We start from the raw sequence: 17,706 nt of genomic DNA, 5'->3' as shown, positions 1-17,706 counted from the left end.
GAAAGTCAAGCTTTGAGTCTTGACATCGTGGTATCCAGTTTCTAACCTTGACCCATGTTCGTGTTGACGGTCGACCAGCGCGGAAGCCGCCGCGACGTCGACCGCGTCGCGCAACTCCTCACCGAATTCGCGCACCGCGACCTCGTCCGCCCGTTCCAGCGGACCGCCGGCGACGAGGTCCAGGCCGTGGTCGCGGACCCGGCCACCGTCGTCGACCTCGCACTCGACCTCGTCGGACGCGAACACTGGAGCATCGGCATCGGCGCCGGCCCCGTCGAAGAACCCCTCCCCGCCGAGACCCGGGCCGGGCGCGGCCCCGCGTTCGAATCCGCACGGGTCGCCGTCGACCGCGCCAAGAACGCCCCCGGCCGGGTGGCCGTCGAAGGCTCCGACCCCGACGGCGCCGCCGACGCCGACACCGCCCTCACCCTCGTCGCGATCCTCGTCGCGCGCCGCACCGAGGAGGGCCGCGAGGCCGTCGAACAGATGCGGCACGGCTCCACCCAGACCGAGGCGGCCCGCGCGCTGGGCATCAGCAAGCAGGCGGTCTCCCAACGACTCTCCACCGCCGGCTGGCACGTCGAGACCGCCGGACGACGACTGGCCGAACGACTCCTACGCAAGGCGGACACGTGACGACCCTCGCACTCATCGCCCTCGGCGTCGCCGCCGTCGCACCGCTGGCCCTCGCGGCGCCCCGCAGCCCCCGCTGGATGTCGCAGTGGGCGGCACCGATCGTGGTCGCGCTCGCCCTGGCCGTCGCCGCGCTCGCCGCCTCCGCCACCACCCCGGTCACGGGCTTCGCGCTCGCCGCGACCCTCGTCCTGTGCGTCGCGGCCGCCGCCACCGGCGGGGCGCCCCTCGTGCTCGCCGCGTTCCGGATCGCGCGCCGCCAGCCCGACGCCGGTTCCGACCCGCGGCCGGACGCCGGGCCGCTGCGCGGAGGACGGATCATCGGACTCCTCGAGCGTGCCGCCGTCGCGGTGGCGATCCTCGCGGCCTGGCCGGAGGGCATCGCCGTCGTCCTGGCGGTCAAGGGACTGGCCCGCTACCCCGAACTGCGCGAACCGCACGCGTCGGAACAATTCATCATCGGCACGTTCACCAGCGTGCTCTGGGCGATCGCGGTGTGCGGAACGGGACGCGCCCTCATCACGTAAGCCGTTCCCGGCGGCATCCACCGGTGCAGGACCGTCACCCCAGGGGTGCGCAGAACCAGCCCTCGGGGTGGTGGGATCCCTCCTCGACGCGGACGAGAGTCGTACTCGTCCGCATCGAGGGAGAAAAGTTTCGTGCCTACCGATTTCGTGTCCCACGTCCGCGCCCAGGTCGCCGTCTACGGCGACGACCGGTCCTACATCTACCACCGTGAGGTCGGCCGGGAACTCGTCGCCGAGGAAGTGACCTACCGCGACCTGGATCGCGACGCCCGCGCACTGGCGGTGTGGCTGTCGACCCGGCCCGAGGCCGAACATCCGGTGATGCTGCTGTACGTCGACGGAATCGACTTCCTCCGCGCGTTTCTCGGGTGCCTCTACGCCGGGGTGGTCGCCGTCCCCGCGCCCGTCCCGCACGACGCGCGCAGCATGCAGCGCGTCGCCACGATGTTCGACGACGCCGACGTGCGCCTCGTCCTCACCACCGCCGCGGTCGCCGAGCCACTCGACACCTGGATCCGCGACTCCGGGCTCGCCGCCACGGTCTCCGTCGCCGCCACCGACACCACCGAACCGGGTGATCCCGACGACTGGCGGCTCCCGGACCTGCACGGCGACACCCTGGCGTTCCTCCAGTACACCTCCGGTTCCACCAGCGAGCCGAAGGGCGTGATGGTGACCCACGGGAACCTGCTGCACAACGCCGCGGCCATGACCCTCGCCAACGGTGCGGACGACACTTTGACCGGCGCCGGCTGGCTCCCGCACTTCCACGACATGGGGCTGATCGGGATGCTGCTGCTGCCGCTCTACGTCGGCGGCAATCTCGTGTTCATGTCGCCGATGGCCTTCCTCAAGCGCCCGGTGCGGTGGCTGCAGCTGATCGACCGGTACCGCGCCGACATGACCCTCGGCCCGAACTTCGCGTACGACCTCGTCGCCCGCCGGATCTCCGACGACCAACTGGCCGGGCTGGATCTCTCCTCGGTGCGGGTCGCGCTGAACGGGGCCGAACCCATCCGGCCACGCACCCTCGACGCCGTCACCGACCGGCTCGCACCCAACGGCTTCCCGGCGGGGGCGTTCCTGACCGCGTACGGGATGGCCGAGGTGACCCTGCTCGCCACCGCGAGCGAGGTGGGCTGCGCCCCAAGGTATCTCGACGTCGACGCCGCCGCGCTGGAGCGCCACGAGCTCACCCCGCGGGTCGGCGGTGTCCGGCTGGTCGGCAGCGGCCGGCCGTTCGGGTGCGACATCCGCATCGTCGACCCGCACACCGGCCGGGAGCTGCCGCACGGCCGGGTCGGGGAGATCTGGATCTCCGGTGGCAGCGTCGCCGCCGGCTACTGGAACCGGCCGGACGAGACCGAGCAGAAGTTCCGCGCCACCCTCGCCGGCGACGGACCGTACCTGCGCACCGGTGACCTCGGGGTGACCGACGACGACGGTCACCTCTACGTCACCGGCCGCCTGAAGGACCTGCTGATCGTCAACGGCCGCAACCTGTACCCGCAGGACATCGAGGAGGCCGTCCGGGACCTGCACCCGGCGCTCACCGGTGCCACCGGGGTGGTGCTGTCGATGGATACCGGGCAGCACGAGCGGCTGCTGGTGATCCACGAGGTCAAGACCGCGCTGATCGACGACCTGACGCTGCCCGGCCTCGCACGCCGGATCCGGCTCGCCGTCGCCCGCGACTTCGACGTCCACGCCCCGAGTGTGGTGCTCGTCGACCGGCACGGGGTGCACCGCACCACGAGCGGGAAGGTCCAGCGCAGGTCGATGCGCGCGTCGTTCCTGCAGTCCCGCGTCGACGCGGTGCTGCACGAGGAGATCGACCCGGCGGTGCAACGCCTCCGGACCACCGCCGTCGCAGCACCCGCCTGACCCCCGATCACCGACCAGGAGAGAACACCCATGCGTATTCCCGAACAGAGCATCCCGCGCGACCACGCGCCCGTCGCCGACTGGCTCGCCGGCAGGGTGGCCTTCCACACCGAACAACCGGTGCGCGAGGTCGACCCCCACCTGCCCCTCGCCGAATTGGGAATCGAATCGGTGTCCGCGGTGAGCCTGTGCGGCGAGATCGAGGACCGCTGGGACCTCGAACTCGATCCCACCGTGGTGTTCGAGTATCCGACCATCGCCGAAATGGCCGTCTTCGTCGTCGGCGAGGCCGCAGCCCGATACCGGACGGCCTCATGACCGACGTCGCCGTCGTCGGCCTCGACTGCCGCTTCCCGCAGGCACCCGACGCCGACGCGCTGTGGGCGCTGCTGATGGGCGGCGGCGACGGAATCACCGATGTCCCCGCCTCGAGATGGAACGCGGACGACGTCTTCGACGCCGCCGGTGGTCCCGGCGCGGTCAACAACCGCAACGGCGGATTCCTCACCGACGCCGACGCGTTCGACCACGAATTCTTCGGCATCGCGCCCCGCGAGGCCGCGGCGATGGACCCACAACAGCGGCTGCTGCTGCAGGCGGCGTGGCGTGCGCTCGAGGACGCCGCCCTGGACCCGCGGGCGCAGGCAGGGTCGAGCACCGGCGTGTACGTGGGCGTCATGGCCAACGAGTGGAATCTCCAGATGCGTGACATCTCGCGTATCACCCCCCAACTCGGCAGCGGCAACGGCTATTTCATGACCGCCAACCGGGTGTCCTATCACCTGAACCTGCAGGGCCCGAGCATGGCGATCGACACGGCCTGCTCGTCGTCCCTCGTCGCCGTCCATCTCGCCTGCGCGGCGCTGCGGTCCGGGGAATGCGATCAGGCCCTCGCCGGGGGCGTCAACCTCACCCTGACCCCCACGGTGAACGTCTTCTACACCCAGGCCGGGCTGTCCGCACCGGACGGCCGGTGCAAACCGTTCAGCGGGACGGCGGACGGCATCGGTCGCGGCGAGGGTGTCGCGGTGCTCGTGCTGCGCCGGCTCGAGGACGCGCAGGCCGAGGGCCTGCCGATCTACGCGGTGATCAAGGGCAGCGCCGTCAACAACGACGGCCGCAGCAACGGGATCACCGCACCCAACCGCTGGGCCCAGCAGCAGGTCGTCGAGACGGCCTACCGGCGTGCCGGTGTCACGCCCGCCCAGGTCGCGTTCGTCGAGGCCCACGGCACCGGGACGGTGCTCGGCGACATGATCGAGGTCAAGGCCCTCGGCCACGTCCACGGGGTGACCCGGCCGCAGCCGTGCGCGATCGGATCGATCAAAGGCAATCTCGGCCACACGGAGGGGGCGGCCGGCGTGGCCGGCCTGATCAAGGTGGCACTCTCCCTGCACCACCGCGTGGTACCCCCCAGCCGCTACGCGGAGGGCGCGAACCCGCGACTCCGCCTGGCGGACAACGGCCTCCGGCTCCTGTCCGAGGCGATGACGCTGCCCGGCGGCGACGCGCACGGCGCCGTCAGCAGTTTCGGCCTCGGCGGCACCAACGCCCACATGCTGCTGGCCTCCGCGCCCGCCACCACCCCGGCCGCGCCGAGCACCGGCGGCGGCGTGCTCACCCTGTCGTCGAACAACCCGGACGGCCTCGCCCGCACCGCCGCCGTCCTGGCCGACGATCTCGCACGACCCGGCGCGGATCTGGGCCGGGTGTGCTGGACCACCAACACGGTCAAGGCATCCGGGCGCCACCGCCTCGCGCTCACCGCACACCACCGGGACGAGGCCGTCGCGGCGCTGCGCGCGGTCGCGGCCGACGAAGACCTGCGCGCGTCGCTGTCCGGCGCGGCCCGCCCCGTCAGCATCGGCTGGTTCTTCACCGGTCAGGGCGCGCAGCACCCGGGAATGTCCCGCGCGCTGCACGAGCACCACGGCGGCTACCGGCGGGCACTGTCCGACGTGGACGAGCGGATGACACCGCATCTGGGCCGCTCGGTGCGGGAGATGCTGTTCGATGCCGGTGACGACATCCACCGGACCGAGTTCGCGCAGCCCGCCCTGTTCGCGGTCGAATACGCGCTCGCCCGGACGCTCGGCGAGCTGGGTGTCGAACCGGCGTGGCTGGTCGGTCACAGCGTCGGCGAGTACGCCGCCGCGGCGCACGCCGGCGTCTTCGACCTGGACGACGCGTGCCGGCTGATCGTCGCGCGGGGACGGCTCATGCAGCAACTGCCCGCCGGCGGCACGATGCTCGCGGTCCGGGCCACCCCGGACGAGGTCGCCGACCTGCTCGCCGGCGAACCCGCGGCCGCGCTGGCGGCGGTGAACGGGCCGCGGGACGTGGTGCTGTCGGGGGCGGCCGACGCACTCGAACGCCTCGGCGCCGCACTGACCGCGGCCGGACTCCGCGTCCGCCGGCTCACCGTGTCGCATGCCTTCCACTCACCCGCCATGGCGCCGATGCAGGACGCGTTCGCGGAGGTCGCCGCCGGCTGCACGTACCGACAGCCCGAGATCCCGATCTTCTCCACCACACGCGGCCGGTTGCTCGACGTCGACGAGCCGATGGACGCGGCCTACTGGACCGACCACATCACGGCGACCGTGCGGTTCGCGGACGCCACCGCGGCCGCCCTGACCTGCGATCCGACCCACCTGATCGAGGTGGGCCCCGCACGAATCCTGTTGCCGCTCGTCGCCCGCGCCCATCCCGATTCGCCCGCGCGGCACCTGGCACCGTGCCCCGGTCCCGCCGCGACCGGAGCCGAACTCCCCGACACCGTCGCCGCCCTGTACCGGGACGGACTGAACCCCGCGTGGGATGCGCTGTACGAACCGGACTCACGGGTCCGGCGGCGGCTCAGCGGATACCAGTTCGCCACCACCGCCCGCTTCTGGACACCCGGGGACGCACCCGCCGCCGCGGTCCAGGCCACCGTCACCGCATCGCCCACCGTCACACGAGAACCCGAGGACACCACCATGGACCAGCTGATCGCGCTCTTCCGGGAACAGGCCGCCGTTCTCGCCGCTGCCGCCAACGGCGCTCCCACGGTTGCCCTCCCCGCGCCCGCGCCGGCGGCGACGCCGGACGCCGGGCCGGGTCCCGCGACAGCCGTCGGCGACGTCGCGACCAGGGTCCGCACGGAAGTCGCCCGGGTCAGCGGATTCCCCGCGGCCGCACTGAAGACGACGCAGACGATCGTCGGCGACCTCGGATTCGACTCGATCATGATCACCGACCTGTTCGGCGGGGTGAGCCGCGCCTTCCCCGGTCTCGTCGTCGAACCGCACTGGTTCTCACCGAGCCGCACACTCGGCGATGTGATCGAACACGTGACCGCGCACCACGCACCCGGGTCGCGCCGCACGGTGACGGCTGTCCCGGAACCGGAACGGACCGTGGCACCCGAGTTCCGCATCACGGAGTTCCCGGAGGTTCAGGCGCTCGCCGCACGGCTGACCTCCGCCGAGGGGCTCGGGGTCACCAACCCGTACTTCCTCGTCAACGACGGCGTCACCCGGGACACGTCGACGATCGGGGGCGCGGACGTCGTCAACTTCTCCAGCTACAACTACCTCGGCATGTCCGGGCACCCCGCCGTCGTCTCGGCCGTGCAGGACGCGGTCGCCCGCTACGGCAGTTCCTGCTCGGCCAGTCGGCTGCTGTCCGGGGAGAAACCGGTACACCAGGAACTCGAGGCCGAACTGGCCGGCCTGCTCGGCACCGAGGACGCGATCGCCCTCGTCAGCGGACACGCCACCAACGTCACGGTCATCGGTCATCTCCTCGGGGAGGGCGACCTGGTCATCCACGACAGCCTCGCGCACGACAGCATCCTGCAGGGCTGCGCCCTGTCCGGCGCCACCCGGCGTCCCTTCCCGCACAACGACCACGCCGCGCTGGACGCCCTCCTCACCGCGATCCGATCGCAGTACCGGCGGGTCCTCATCGTCATCGAGGGCGTCTACAGCCAGGACGGCGACATCCCCGACCTGCCCGCGATGATCGCGGTGAAGAAGAAGCATCGGGCGCTGATGATGATCGACGAGGCGCACAGCATCGGGGTGCTCGGCGCCACCGGCGGGGGCATCGGCGAGCACTTCGACGTCGACCGCGACGACGTGGAGCTGTGGTCCGGCACGATGTCGAAGGCCCTGGCCGGTTGCGGCGGCTACGTCGCGGGCAGCGCCGAGCTCATCCGCTTCCTGAAGTACACGACGCCCGGCTTCGTCTACAGCGTCGGGATCACGCCGATGAATGCCGCGGCGTCCCTGGCCGCGATCCGGCAGATGCGCGCCGAACCCGAGGCACTGGACCGGTTGCGGCGCAACTCCCGGCTCTTCCTGCAGCTCGCCACGGACGCCGGAATCGACACCGGGGACTCGAAGGACACCCCGGTCATCCCGTGCATCGTCGGGGATTCACTCCGCACCCTCGCCCTGTCCAACGCACTGCTCCGGCGCGGCATCAACGTGAACCCCATCCTCTACCCGGCCGTGCCGGAAGACCTCGCGCGGCTGCGCTTCTTCGTCACCTCGTGCCACACCGAGGACCAGATCCGGTCCACGGTGGCAGCTCTCGCCGACGAACTCGCCACGCTCGTCGCGGCCGCGTAGCGCCGTGCCCGGCCCCCTCCTGCTGTTCTGCTTCCCCCACGCCGGCGGCGGACCCTCGACGTACCGGCACTGGCACCGCGCCCTGAGCCCGCACGTGTCGGTGTGGCCCGTGCACGTGCCCGGCCGGGAGAGCCGTGCCGGCGAGGCCGGATTCACCGACGTCGAGTCCCTCGTCACCGCACTCGAGTCCGAACTCGCCGAACCGCTCACGCAGCCGCACGTCTTCTTCGGGCACAGCATGGGTGCGCTGGTGGCGTACCGGCTCGCGTGCCGCCGGCGCGCGGCCGGGCGCCCGCTCCCGCGGGCGCTGCTGCTGTCCGCGTACTCGGCGCCGCACCTGCCCTCGCCGCTGCCGCCGGTCGACGACCTGGACGACCCGGCCCTGATCGAGTTGCTGCGCGCCACGGGCGGTCTGCCCGCCGACCTCCCGGCCCGGCCGGCATGGCGGGACCACTGCCTCCCCGCACTGCGCGACGATCTGCGCCTCTGCACCGGGTACCGCGATCCCGCAGACCCGCCGCTTCCCTGTCCGACGCACGTGCTCGGCGCGGACGCCGATCCGCTGGTCGGCGAGCGGGATCTCCGCGCCTGGGATCGGCACACCACCGAGCTGCGCGAGGTGCGCATCATGACGGGCGATCACTTCTACCTCGAGCACACACCCGAACAACTCTTCCGTGTGCTCCGGCCGGTGCTGCGCCGGTACGCCGCTACTGTCCCGGCGGGGTGACGGGCGGCGGCAGCTGCCCGGGCGCTCCCCCCGGATCCAGCGGCGGATGCTCGTCGGCGCCACCGGGGTTCGCGAGCGGTCCCGGACCGTCGACTGGACGACGTGCCTCGACCTCGGCGGCGCGGACTGCCTGCGCGATGGCCGGGTCGGACTTGGTCTCGAACCAGTCGGCGACCTCTTCCGAATCGTCCTCGGGCTTGGGCAGATCCTCCTCCGTGGTGGACGGTTCGTACCGGAACACCCCGTCCTGCCCCTGCGCGCCGAGGGTCTTCGCGAACCCCTTGAGGGCGTCACCGAAGTCGCTGGGCACCAGCCACACCTTGTTCGCGTCGCCCTGCGCCATCTGCGGCAGCGTCTGCAGATACTGGTAGGCGAGGAGTTCGGGGGTGGGCTTGCCGGATTTGATTGCGGCGAACACCTTTTCGATCGCCTTCGCCTGCCCCTGCGCCTGCAGGTACTTCGCGGCCCGGTCACCCTGCGCCCGCAGGATGCGGGACTGCCGCTCACCCTCCGCGGTGAGGATCGACGCCTGCTTCGCGCCCTCCGCGGCGAGGATGCGGGACTGCTTGTCGCCCTCCGCCGTCTTGATGGCCGACTCCCGGTGCCCCTCGGCGGTGAGGATGGTGGCCCGCTTCTCGCGGTCCGCCTTCATCTGCTTCTCCATCGACTCCTGGATCGACGGCGGCGGATCGATGCTCTTGAGTTCGACCCGGGCCACGCGCAGACCCCACCGGCCGGTGGCCTCGTCCAGCACGCCACGCAGCTGCCCGTTGATGGAATCACGGGAGGTGAGCGTCTCCTCCAGCGTCATCCCGCCGACGACGTTGCGCAGCGTGGTGGTGGTCAACTGCTCGACACCGACGATGTAGTTGCTGATCTCGTACACCGCGGCCTGCGGGTTGGTGACCTGGAAGTACACGACGGTGTCGATGTTCAGTGTCAGGTTGTCCTGGGTGATCACCGGCTGCGGCGGGAACGACACCACCCGTTCACGCAGATCCACCTTGGCCCGGATGCGGTCCGCGAAGGGGATCAGGAACGTCAGCTGGCCCGACACGGTCCGCGCGTACCGGCCCAGTCGCTCGATCACCGCGGCCTCGGCCTGCGGCACCAGCGCCACCGATTTGGCCACCACCAGGGCGACGAACAACACGAGCACGATCAACACGATGAGCGCTGCCATCTACGGTCCCCTCCATACGACGGCGGTCGCGCCGTCAATTTGCATTACCGTCACGGTCGTTCCCGGTGGATACACTTCCGTGCTGTCGAGCGGGCGGGCCGTCCAGACGTCGCCGCCGAGCTTGATCTGCCCCGCGTGTTCGGCGACCTCCTCGAGCACCAGGGCCTGCTTGCCGGTCAGGGCCTCGATCCCGGTCGGGGTCGGCGGCGGGGTCTCGAACTTACGCAACAACACCGGCCGCACCCCGAGGATCAGGGCGAGGGACAGCACCCCGAAGATCACCGCGTCGACCCAGACCGGGAAGTCGGTGAGCGCGGTGACCCCGGCCGTGGCCAGCGCACCGCCCGCCAGCATGAGGAGGAAGAAGTCCCCCGTCAACGCTTCCGCGGCGGCGAGCAGCACCCCCGCTACCAGCCAAATCAATGCAGCCACAACACCATCTAACCAGAATCTCCGGAACCGACGGTGACGAAGTCGACCAGCTGTTCGACCGCCCCGATCAGCGGCGCCTCCAGGTCCCGGAACGTGTTGACGGCCGAATAGACCCGGCGCCAGCCGTCGCGCGGTGTCCCCCACCCCAATTCGCGGCACACCCCGGTCTTCCAGTCCTCACCGCGCGGGATCTTCGGCCACGCCTCGATGCCCACCGCCGACGGGCGGACCGCCTCCCACACGTCGATGAACGGGTGCCCGGTCACGAGCACATCCGGACCGAGCCCCTGGGTCAGCTGGGTCTCCTTCGATCCGGTGACGAGGTGATCGACGAGGACACCGACGCGCCGTCCGGGGCCGGGCCGGAATTCGGCGAGCCGCTCCCCGAGATTGTCGAGACCCTCGAGGTGCTCGACGACGACACCTTCGACGCGCAGGTCGTGCCCCCACACCCGTTCCACGAGGGCGGCGTCGTGCACACCCTCCACCCAGATCCGGCTCGCCAGCGCCGTCCGGGCCCGCAGCCCCTCCACCTTGGTGGATCCCGACGCCGATCGGGTGGTGGCCGGTCCGGCGGGCTTGGCCGCCGGGCGGACCAGGGTGACCGGCTTCCCGTCGATCAGGAACGCCGCCTCCCGCATCGCGAACAACCGGGTGCGCCGCGCCCCGTCCTCGAGGCGGACGAAATCGCCGTCGTAGGTGCGCTCGAACCCGACCACCGCCCCGCAGAAACCGGTGCCGGCGTCCTCGACCACCAGGTCCCGCTCGGCCGGGACCGTCGGCGTCACGGGCTTCCGCGCGCGTGGGTGTCCGGAAAAGATGTCGCCGTATCTGTCGCCTCCGCTCACGGGCGCTGACGCTATGCCAGCGGCGCCGTTACGCACACGCCGCCACGCCGACATATGCTCGTTTATCGTGACTTCACCCAGCGCCACTCTCACCGTGTGGGCCAGTTCCTGGCTCGCCGGGAACAGTGCACCCGACGACGTCATCGACGCCCTCCACGCGTGGGCGCCGATGCATCTCGCCTGCGCCGAGGACGAGGGGACGGCAGGCCGCACCGGGCTGCCGTGGCCCCACCCGCAGGACGCCGGGGTGACGGCGCTGCTGCAGACGATGCGCCGCTCCGTGTCGCAGCCCGAGACCGAGATCCGGCTGGTGCTGCCCGGGCCGGGCGACGTGCGCGGGCTTCCCGCGGGCACCGAGTTCGCGTCCGCCGCGATCAGCGCGGGCGAGGGTGTGCTCGTCGGACCGCCCGGCCGGTCCGGAACGGGGCTGGTCCCGCACGTCGAGGGTCCGGACGTGCTGCGCTGGACGGTGTCGACGATCGAGCGGCTTCCCCTCGACGCCCACCACACCGGGCTGGGTGAGGCCGAGTTCACGATGCGGCAGGCGGTGCGGGACGCCGCGGCCGCGCTCGAGGCGCTGCACATGCTCGATTCCGGTTTCGGCGCCGACCCGCGCGCGCTGATCGCCGACGCGCTGGCGCAGTCCGCGCGGCACCGGTATCCGACGACGATCGCCCCGCGGGCGCTGCGGATCCTGGACTCGGCCGATCAGGTGGCCGCGATCCTCACGGTCGCCGAGCAGATGGCCCCCGCGCGCACCGTGTCCGCGTCGGGTGCGGCCACGCTCGAAGACCTACTGCGGCCGCTGCGGTCGGCGGTGCGCTCGGCGCGCACCGCCGCCGTCAATGCGTGTGCGCGGGACGGCCTGACGGCCTGACCACGGCCCTGCAGCAGTCGACCGCGCAGGACCGACCGTCGAGGGTCGAACCGAGCAGCGGCTCGGACCCGAGCCGCTCGGCGGGTGCGCCGGCCAGTTGCTCGGCCACGAGTGCGACGACGAGTTCCGCGAACCGCCGATCCGTTCCGGGGGTGGCCGCGCGTACGAAGTCGATGCCGAGTTCGGCCGCCCTGTCCCGGGCCTCGGTGTCGAGATCCCACACCACCTCGAGGTGATCGGACACGAATCCCACCGGGCACACGATCACCGCGCCCACCCCGCGGCCGGCGAGGGCGTCCAGGTGGTCGCAGATGTCCGGTTCGAGCCACGGCACCTGGGGTGGCCCGGACCGGGACTGCCACACCAGGTCGAAGTCGTCGAAGCCGGCGGCGCGGGCGGTGAGCCGGGCCGCCTCGGCCACCTGCCGGCTGTAGAGATGACCGCCCTCCGTGGGCGGTCCCGCGTTGACGTCCGCGGACACCGGCACGGAATGCGCGGTGAACACCAGGCGGGCGTCGGCCCGCCGCCCGGCGGGGAGCTGCGCCGCGGCCTCGCGGACGGCGTCGGCGAACGCCCCGATCAGCAGCGGGTGGTCGTAGTACTGCCGCAGCTTCAGCAGGTGCGGTGCCCCGTCCCCGGCCGCGGTCCGCGCCCGGGCGACGTCCTCGTGGTACTGCCTGCAGCCCGAGTACCCGCCCCACGCCGAGGTCGGGAACACGAGAGCGGACCGCACCCCGTCCGCGCCCATCCGGGCGACGGTGTCCTCGACCATCGGATGCCAGTTCCGGTTACCGAAATAGACGGGCAGATCCATTCCGGCGCTTGCCAATTCGGATTCGACGCGGGAGATGATGTCTCGATTCAGGGCGTTGATCGGCGACACACCCCCGAAATGCAGGTAGTGCTCGGCGACCGCGTCCAGACGTTCGGGCGGCACCCCCCGGCCCCGGGTGACGTTCTCCAGGAACGGGCGCACGTCGGCGGGCTGCTCCGGACCCCCGAACGACAACACGAGAAGGGCATCGAACCGGGAACCGGAACCGTCCGTCGAATTCGCAGCGATCATGATCCCCATCTTCCGTGGTGCCGTTCGGGGCGCACTCCCCGGGTAGTGCCCTAGCCGGCCATCGCGTGGGCGCCACCGTCGACGTAGATGATCGACGCGGTGGTGCCGGGAAGCCAGTCGGACAGCACGGTGCACACGGTCTTCGCGACCGGCTCCGGGTCGTCGACGTTCCAGCCGATGGGCGCGCGCTCGTCCCACGCCGTGTTCAGTTCGTTCATCTGCTTGGCGTCGTCGGTGGCGGTACCGGCGATGGCCTTGGCGGCGAGGGTCTTGATCGGGCCGGCCGCGACGAGGTTCGAGCGGATACCGCGTTCGCCGACCTCCTTGGCGACATACCGGTTCACCGACTCGAGCGTCGCCTTGGCGACGCCCATCCAGTTGTAGAACGGCACCGCGCGCGCGGGATCGAAGTCCATGCCGACGATCGACGCGTTGTCGTTCAGCACCGGCAGCAGCGCCTTCGACAGCGACGCGTACGAGTAGGCGGAGACCTCGAACGCCACTCCCACATCCGACCACGGTGCGTCGAAGAACGGGCTGCCCAGGCAGGACCGCGGCGCGAACGCGATGGAGTGCACGACGCCGTCGACACCCTCGGGCGCGATCTCCCGGATGCGGTCGGCGAGGCTCGCGAGGTGCTCCGGGTTCTGCACGTCCAGTTCCAGCGCCGGCGGCACCGGCTGCGGCAGGCGCTGCGCGATGCGGTCGATCAGCCGGAGACGGTCGAAGCCGGTGATGATCACCTTGGCGCCCTGTTCCTGGGCGACCTTGGCGACGTGGAACGCGATGGACGCGTCCGTGATGATGCCGGTGACGAGAATGGTCTTACCTTCGAGCAATCCGCCCATGAGGTGTCCTCCTGTGAAGAAAAAGTCCGGGAAGTGGGGTGGGGAGAGCTAGTGGCCCATGCCGAGGCCGCCGTCGACGGGGATCACCGCGCCGGAGACGTAGGCGGAATCGTCGGAGGCCAGGAAGCTCACCACCGCGGCGACCTCCTCGGGCTTGCCCTGCCGCTGCAGCGGAACCGCGCCGGTGATCATGTCCTTGTACTTGTCGTCGAGGACCGCGGTCATGTCGGTGTCGATGAATCCCGGGGCCACCACGTTCGCGGTGATCGACCGGGAACCGAGCTCACGGGTCAGCGACCGCGCGATGCCGACCACACCGGCCTTCGACGCCGCGTAGTTCACCTGGCCGGGACCACCGGCCAGACCGACGACCGACCCGAGGAACACGAACCGGCCGAACCGCGCCCGCAGCATCGACCGCGTGGCCCGCTTCGCGACGCGGAACGCGCCGGTCAGGTTGGCGTCGACGACGGAGGTGAACTGCTCCTCGGTCATCCGCATGATCAGTGTGTCGTCGGTGATGCCGGCGTTCGCGACGAGAACCTCGACGGGACCCTGGTGCGCTTCCACCTCTTTGAAGGCGCGGTCGACCGACTCGGTGTCGGTGACGTCGCACTGGACGCCGAACAGCCCGTCGGGCGCACCCGAGCCGCGGTGCGTGACCGCGACCTTGTGGCCGTCCGCCGCGAGGCGCTGCGCGACAGCGAGGCCGATCCCGCGGTTGCCGCCGGTGACGAGCACCGACCGGGGAGTGGACACCGTCCTAACTGACGCGTCAGTAGTTTGTGGGGTAGACATGGGGATCAACCTATCTGTTCAGATGTGCGGGAGTGGAAGCGCGGGGCCGCGGTGGAACGCAGATCACGGCAGCCGTTGACGCAGGACCAGCGCGAGGATCAGCCCCGCCGTGGCGGACAGGACACCGAGCACGAGCCAAGGGCGGCTGGCGTCGCCGCGGGTGGTCTCGAAACCGATCTGCTCCTCGAGGGTGTCGTAGACGTCGCGCAGTTCCTCCAGGCTCGACGCCGTGAAGAAGCTGCCCCCGGAGAGATTCGCGATCTCCCGCAGCGACGGATCGTCGACGGGCACGGGGATGCGTTCGTCCTCGATCTCGACCTTGCCGTAGCTGGTGCCGAACGAGATCGTCGAGATGGGGACGTCCTTGTCCTTCGCCTGCCGGGCGGCGGTGAATCCGCCGCGCGGATCGTCCGGGTTCTCGGGGACCGTCTGCTTGCCGTCCGAGAGCAGCACGATGCGGGCGGGCGGCGCCTGATCACTGCCGCCGAGCACCGCGGCCAGGGTGTCGATCGACTGCAGCGAGGTGAAGATCGCCTCACCGGTGGCGGTCCGCTCGCTCAACTGCAGATTGTCGATCGCCACCTTCGACGCCTCCCGGTTGGTGGTCGGCGACACCAGCACCGAGGCCGTGCCTGCGAACGCGACGAGACCGAGGTTGATGCCGGGGGTGAGCCCGTCGGCGAACGACTTCGCGGCGTCCTGCGCCGCGGCCAGCCGGGTCGGTTCCACGTCGGTCGCCTTCATCGACAACGACACGTCGATGACGAGGATCACGGTGGCCCGGTTCCGCGGAACCCGCTTGTCCTCCGTCGGTCCGGCCAGCGCCACGCTGAAGAACACCAGCGCCAGCACCATGAGCAGCGCCGGAATGTGCCGGGCCCGGCCCGGCCGCGACGGCGCCACCTTCTCGAGGAGCGCGAAGTTGGTGAACCGGAGGGTGTGCTTCTGCCGCTGACGCTGCACCCACACGTATCCCGCGACCAATGCCACGACGACCAGGAGGAACAGCAGCCACCACGGTGAGGTGAACTGGGAAAGGCTCACCGGCGGGACCTCTGGTTCGTCGCGGTCCCGTAACTGTGCTTCCGGGCGGACACGAACCGCACGACATCCGAGATCCAGTCCCGGTCGGTCCGCAGACTGAGCAGCGGGGCGCCGCAGCGCCGCAACGACTGCTCCACCTGCAGGCGGTGCTCGTCGGCGGCCCGCGCGAAGTCGGCGCGCAGTTGCGGTGTGGTCGTGAACTCGCGGGTCCGTCCGGACTCCGGATCGTGCAGCACTACATCCCCCATGTCGGGTAATTCCAGATCTCGCGGGTCGAGCACCTCGACCCCGAGTACGTCGTGGCGGCCGGAGATCGCCCGCAGCGACCGCTCCCAGTCGATCGGCCCCAGGAAGTCACTGATGACGACGGCCAGACCGCGGCGACGCTGGGGTCGGCGCAACGACTCCACCGCACCCTGCAGGTCGCCCCGCACCCCGTCCGGGGCGTGCGGGGTGGTCGCGATCTGACGCAGCATCGCCTGCGCGTGGATGCGGCCGCCGCGGGCCGGGATCCGGGTGGTCTGGGCGCCGGTCGAGACGATCGCCCCGATCCGGTTCCCGCCGCCGCTGGTCAGGTGCGTGACGGCGGCGGCAGCCGCCACCACGAGGTCCCGCTTCTCGCAGCCGGCGGTACCGAAGTCGAGGCTCGACGACAGGTCGACGACGAGCCACGTCTCGAGTTCCCGGTCGGCCACCGACTGCCGGACGTGCGGGTGCGTCGTCCGGGCGGTCACCGACCAGTCCATCTGACGCACGTCGTCACCCGGCTGGTACTCGCGGGCATCACCGGGTTCGGAGCCCGGGCCCGGGATCAGGCCAAGATGGTCGCCGTGCAGCACCCCGTCGAGGCGGCGGCGGACGGTCAGTTCCAGCGTCCGCAGCGCGGCGGACAGTTTGGGATCACGGAGTTCGCCGGAGCGAAACGACGGCGGCGGGCCGGAACTCTGCGCACCGGCGGTACGCGCACTCACCGTGGCTGGCTCATCGCCGTCGGTCCGGGCACCGACGTGGACGGGACGGGCGGTCCGTGGTGACCGGCGGGAGCGGCCGGGACCGTCGTCGGCTGTGCGGCGATCTGCGGCAGACCCACGGTCTGCAGCACGCGGGAGATGACGTCGTCCGGGCTGACCTCGTCGGCGAGAGCGTCGTAGGACAGCACGAGACGGTGACGCAGCACGTCCGGGATCACCTCGAGCACGTCCTGCGGCACCACATAGTCACGCCCGCGCAGCAACGCCAGCGCGCGGGCCGAGGAGATGATGCCCAGCGTCGCGCGCGGCGACGCGCCGTACGCGATCCAGCCGTCGACCTCGGGGAGACCGAACTCGGCCGGCGTGCGCGTGGCCGCGATGACCCGCACCACGTAATCGACCAGCGCGTGGTGCACGAAGACACCGCTCGCGACCTTCTGCAGGCGGACGAGCTCCTCGGGATCGAGGACCTGGTGGGGTTCCGGCGCATCGACACCCATCCGGTAGACGATCTCGCGCTCCTCCTCCACCGTCGGGTAGTCGACGAGGATCTTGAACAGGAAGCGGTCGCGCTGCGCCTCCGGCAGCGGGTACACCCCCTCGTTCTCGATCGGGTTCTGCGTCGCCATCACCAGGAACGGGTCGGGCATGTGGTACCGCTTGCCGCCGATCGAGACGTGCCGCTCGGCCATCACCTCGAGCAACGCCGACTGCACCTTCGCCGGCGCGCGGTTGATCTCGTCGGCGAGCACGAAGTTCGCGACGACGGGTCCGAGTTCGGTGTCGAACTCCTCACGCCCCTGCCGGTAGATGCGCGTACCGATCAGGTCGGTGGGCACCAGGTCGGGGGTGAACTGGACACGCGAGAAGGATCCGCCGACCACCTTCGCGAACGTCTCGACGGCCAGGGTCTTTGCGACACCGGGCACACCCTCGAGCAGCACGTGCCCTTTCGCGAGCAGACCGACCAGGATCCGCTCCACGAGCCGGTCCTGCCCGACGATCACGCGCTTGACCTCGTAGATCGCGCGTTCCAGCGTCTGGACGTCGGCGGCGAGATTGGGCGCGACCGTCTTCGTCGTCGCGCTCTGCGTGCCCGTGTTCTGTGAGGGTGCATTCGGCGCGGTGACGTTCTGGGGACCCGATCCGTTGGCCGCACCCCCGTTCTTCACACCTTCGGGAGCGGCCTTCGCGGGCGACTCCTTCCGGGCTGCACCCTCCGATACCGCATCATCACGTGAGGTCA

General features: G+C 70.9%; 16 protein-coding genes. 7 read left to right on the top strand and 9 right to left on the bottom strand.

The genetic code is table 11. The features are described from left to right. The first annotated feature begins 54 nt into the window (after window positions 1–54). The 6 genes from QM841_RS13535 (at window position 55) to QM841_RS13510 (ending at window position 8,393) form a co-directional block, all read left to right on the top strand. Complete coding sequence (locus QM841_RS13535; protein ID WP_009480494.1) at window positions 55–636, top strand: hypothetical protein; 582 nt, start codon at window positions 55–57, stop codon at window positions 634–636. Then, window positions 633–1,160, top strand: a complete 528-nt coding sequence (locus QM841_RS13530) for a hypothetical protein (protein ID WP_280784540.1) — start codon at window positions 633–635, stop codon at window positions 1,158–1,160. Before QM841_RS13535 ends, QM841_RS13530 begins: the two co-directional genes overlap by 4 nt. Before the next feature lie 132 nt (window positions 1,161–1,292). Next, complete coding sequence (locus QM841_RS13525) at window positions 1,293–3,044, top strand: fatty acyl-AMP ligase (protein WP_283332372.1); 1,752 nt, start codon at window positions 1,293–1,295, stop codon at window positions 3,042–3,044. A gap of 30 nt (window positions 3,045–3,074) precedes the next feature. Beyond that, window positions 3,075–3,362: an acyl carrier protein gene (locus tag QM841_RS13520; RefSeq protein ID WP_283332371.1), complete on the top strand. Its 288-nt coding sequence runs from the start codon at window positions 3,075–3,077 to the stop codon at window positions 3,360–3,362. Continuing rightward, complete coding sequence (locus tag QM841_RS13515; RefSeq protein WP_283332370.1) at window positions 3,359–7,663, top strand: type I polyketide synthase; 4,305 nt, start codon at window positions 3,359–3,361, stop codon at window positions 7,661–7,663. The genes QM841_RS13520 and QM841_RS13515 overlap by 4 nt, the downstream gene beginning before the upstream one ends. Window positions 7,664–7,667: 4 nt before the next feature. Next, a complete protein-coding gene (locus tag QM841_RS13510) occupies window positions 7,668–8,393 on the top strand; it encodes a thioesterase II family protein (RefSeq protein WP_283332369.1) in 726 nt (241 codons plus the stop codon). Here QM841_RS13510 and QM841_RS13505 read toward each other — a convergent pair. From QM841_RS13505 to QM841_RS13495, 3 genes are read right to left on the bottom strand one after another with little or no spacing between them, the layout of a single operon-like run. Further along, complete coding sequence (locus QM841_RS13505; RefSeq protein ID WP_280784545.1) at window positions 8,374–9,576, bottom strand: SPFH domain-containing protein; 1,203 nt, start codon at window positions 9,574–9,576, stop codon at window positions 8,374–8,376. The two genes, QM841_RS13510 and QM841_RS13505, sit on opposite strands and share 20 nt — an antisense overlap. Further along, window positions 9,577–10,008: an NfeD family protein gene (locus QM841_RS13500; RefSeq protein WP_283332368.1), complete on the bottom strand. Its 432-nt coding sequence runs from the start codon at window positions 10,006–10,008 to the stop codon at window positions 9,577–9,579. It lies immediately after the preceding gene. An 8-nt stretch (window positions 10,009–10,016) separates the two neighbouring features. Further along, window positions 10,017–10,856 carry a DUF3097 domain-containing protein gene (locus QM841_RS13495; RefSeq protein WP_283332367.1) on the bottom strand — a complete coding sequence of 280 codons (840 nt, stop codon included), beginning with the start codon at window positions 10,854–10,856 and terminating at the stop codon, window positions 10,017–10,019. A gap of 67 nt (window positions 10,857–10,923) precedes the next feature. Here QM841_RS13495 and QM841_RS13490 point away from each other — a divergent pair, with 67 nt between their 5' ends. Further along, complete coding sequence (locus QM841_RS13490; protein ID WP_280784548.1) at window positions 10,924–11,733, top strand: Rv1486c family protein; 810 nt, start codon at window positions 10,924–10,926, stop codon at window positions 11,731–11,733. Here QM841_RS13490 and QM841_RS13485 read toward each other — a convergent pair. From QM841_RS13485 to QM841_RS13460, 6 genes are all read right to left on the bottom strand, one after another. After that, window positions 11,699–12,808: a ferrochelatase gene (locus QM841_RS13485; protein WP_283332366.1), complete on the bottom strand. Its 1,110-nt coding sequence runs from the start codon at window positions 12,806–12,808 to the stop codon at window positions 11,699–11,701. The two genes, QM841_RS13490 and QM841_RS13485, sit on opposite strands and share 35 nt — an antisense overlap. 41 nt (window positions 12,809–12,849) lie before the next feature. Next, the gene (gene inhA, locus QM841_RS13480) at window positions 12,850–13,647 is read right to left on the bottom strand and encodes an NADH-dependent enoyl-ACP reductase InhA (RefSeq protein WP_005241845.1); all 798 of its coding nucleotides are present in this window, start codon (window positions 13,645–13,647) and stop codon (window positions 12,850–12,852) included. A 48-nt stretch (window positions 13,648–13,695) separates the two neighbouring features. Then, complete coding sequence (gene fabG1, locus QM841_RS13475) at window positions 13,696–14,445, bottom strand: 3-oxoacyl-ACP reductase FabG1 (protein WP_005241843.1); 750 nt, start codon at window positions 14,443–14,445, stop codon at window positions 13,696–13,698. Window positions 14,446–14,508: 63 nt separating this feature from the next. Then, on the bottom strand, window positions 14,509–15,489 hold the full coding sequence (locus QM841_RS13470) for a VWA domain-containing protein (protein ID WP_009480477.1): 981 nt from the start codon (window positions 15,487–15,489) through the stop codon (window positions 14,509–14,511). Further along, a complete protein-coding gene (locus tag QM841_RS13465) occupies window positions 15,486–16,460 on the bottom strand; it encodes a DUF58 domain-containing protein (protein ID WP_280784550.1) in 975 nt (324 codons plus the stop codon). The genes QM841_RS13470 and QM841_RS13465 overlap by 4 nt, the downstream gene beginning before the upstream one ends. Continuing rightward, window positions 16,457–17,632, bottom strand: coding sequence for an AAA family ATPase (locus QM841_RS13460; RefSeq protein WP_280784554.1), 1,176 nt, complete (start codon window positions 17,630–17,632; stop codon window positions 16,457–16,459). Before QM841_RS13460 ends, QM841_RS13465 begins: the two co-directional genes overlap by 4 nt. Between the last annotated feature and the right edge of the window lie 74 nt (window positions 17,633–17,706).

The organism is Rhodococcus sp. IEGM 1307 (assembly GCF_030056915.1).
Taxonomy (GTDB): Bacteria; Actinomycetota; Actinomycetes; order Mycobacteriales; family Mycobacteriaceae; genus Rhodococcus_F; species Rhodococcus_F opacus_D.
The sequence above is the reverse complement of the archived record's forward strand: the minus strand, read 5'-3'. Positions and strand labels throughout refer to the sequence as shown.